The sequence below is a fragment of the Nodularia sp. UHCC 0506 genome (assembly GCF_034931045.1).
Lineage (GTDB): Bacteria > Cyanobacteriota > Cyanobacteriia > Cyanobacteriales > Nostocaceae > Nodularia.
Window position 1 is genome coordinate 1 of sequence record NZ_JAYGHH010000088.1, and the last position, 1,660, is coordinate 1,660.

At 38.8% G+C, this 1,660-nt stretch carries 1 protein-coding gene and 1 pseudogene; both read right to left on the reverse strand.

Going from position 1 to position 1,660, the window contains the following annotated elements; translation table 11 throughout:
• Positions 1-181 precede the first annotated feature (181 nt).
• Positions 182-892 (reverse strand): SprT family zinc-dependent metalloprotease, encoded by a 711-nt coding sequence (locus VB654_RS24825; protein ID WP_323216502.1) that lies wholly within the window; start codon positions 890-892, stop codon positions 182-184.
• A 180-nt stretch (positions 893-1,072) separates the two neighbouring features.
• Positions 1,073-1,660 (reverse strand): annotated as a pseudogene (locus VB654_RS24830) (restriction endonuclease subunit R); the annotation flags it as partial.

Here is a 1,660-nt window from a genome sequence, read left to right on the forward strand (position 1 = left end):
TTTTCTACTTGACTGTGGCAAAGGTCTCTATTGCTTTCTTTAGCGCAGTTGTACTACTAAAAACCTGAGAATACTCCAGCAAGATATTAATGTTTTGGAGGTCGAGTTCTATGAACTTTATATAAGTTTGTTTTGCTGGTGCAGTGAGTTTGTTAAACCACAATCCAAAGAACAGTCGAACTCAATAACTTCCCAGGGGGGAACGGTTTAATTCATCCTTATAAAATTTCCAATTGGGGAGAAATTTATTCATTAAGGAGACAAAGCGATCGCCATGATAGCGTTCTAACAGATGCACCATTTCATGGACTACAACATATTCTAAGCACTGCGGGTCTTTTTTGGCTAGTTCCAGATTTAACCAGATGCGTTTAGCTTGAATATTGCAAGTACCCCATTTGGTTCTCATCAGTTTTACTCCCCAGTCTTCCACCTTAACCCCCATATTGGGTTCCCACTTAGCGATTAATGGGGGAATCTGTTCTTTTAACTGCTGTCGATACCAGGAAATTATCACCTGTTGGCGTTGCGCTGCATTACTTTCTGGCTTGACATATAGGTTAATGTGTGTATTATCTCTAATTTCTACTTTGGGATAACCAGGAGAGTAGATAACATTGAGTAAATAGTTTTTACCTTGGAAATAATGAGTTTCACCAGAGACAAATTCTCTAGTTGTTTGGCGTTGTTGTGAGGCAAAATTAGCTTGATGCTTTTTAATCCAGCCTAATTTAGAGATGGCGAATAAACGCACAGCATCATCATCAATATGTAAAGGTGTAGCGATACGTACCCGCCCATCTGGTGGATATACTGCTAAATGCAGATTTTTAATATTTTTTCTCGCCACATCAATAATTAATTCACCCACTGTTATTTGATAAGTTTTCATAGTAGTTTCAATCAACGTGAAAATAATAATTATCGGTTAACCTCTCCCCCAACCCCTCTCCTACAAGGAGAGGGGAGATATTTTCCCCCATTCCCTCGCAGGGAAGGGGGGTTAGGGGGGTTAGGTCTTATTACCAGTGAAGGTGTAGATTTGTTTACGAATTACGAATTACGAATTATATTAATACTCGCTTTGGCTTTTGACAATTGCAAAAATGCGCTCTAAATCCTCCGGGGAATCTAGATATTTTCGCATAGCATTTTTCACCTGACGTTCCTTAATAATATTACCTCGCCAACCATCCTTTTTACTGTTGCGAATCGCCTCATCTAAAGCCAAAGCTAAACTTTCATTTTGATTCAGATTATCATAGAGGGCAATTTTAGCGGATGTGTTCAAAGATTCAGGATAATGTGAGGAACTGCTGGGTTGTAAAACTTGTTTACTTAACTCCACAATTTGCTGTAAATAAACTTGATATTCTGAGGCTTTAGCGTTGCGGGCTTGAATTAATTCATCCAGCAACAGCGACATTTTACTAAAATATTTGGGATTCGTTGGTTCCTGTTCAATAATTAATTTGCGTAAGTTGTTTTCGATGGTTTCGGCTACAGCTTTCGGGTTTTCTTTAATATTTGCAGGTAAGGCGTTGACTGCATCTGCACCCCGTTGTACAATTAATTCAACTAGAGTCATATCGTCAAAGGCGGAAATAATTTCGCTCTCTTTTGCGCCGATATAACTATCAATTAAATGACGCATCGCAGG

What these genes read in the sequence shown, in the direction of transcription:
- VB654_RS24825 (WP_323216502.1), bottom strand. Translation starts at nt 892, where the DNA reads ATGAAAACTTATCAAATAACAGTGGGTGAATTAATTATTGATGTGGCG.